The organism is Achromobacter sp. Marseille-Q0513, assembly GCF_018195695.1.
Taxonomy (GTDB): domain Bacteria; phylum Pseudomonadota; class Gammaproteobacteria; order Burkholderiales; family Burkholderiaceae_B; genus Achromobacter.
Genome location: NZ_JAGTJY010000703.1, coordinates 1 through 216 on the forward strand (window position 1 = coordinate 1; position 216 = coordinate 216).

Consider the following 216-nt stretch of genomic DNA (forward strand, 5'->3'; position numbering starts at 1 on the left):
GCTCGGGCAGCTCGGCCTCGGGCGCGAAGATGCGCCGCGCGCTGGAGCTGGTGCGCCAGATGGAGCCGGACCTGGAGATCGACGGCGAGATGCACGGCGACTGCGCGCTGGACGAGGCGCTGCGCCTGCGCATCCTGCCTTCGTCCACGCTCAAGGGCGAGGCCAACCTGCTGGTGTGCCCGAACGTGGACTCGGGCAACATCGCCTACAACCTGC

Annotated in this window: 1 protein-coding gene; it reads left to right on the forward strand. The window is 70.4% G+C overall.

What is annotated here, in order from left to right; translation table 11 throughout:
* Nucleotides 1-216 (forward strand): phosphate acyltransferase (locus KDH83_RS33025; protein ID WP_212323329.1); only part of this gene is annotated, 216 nt, incomplete at both ends.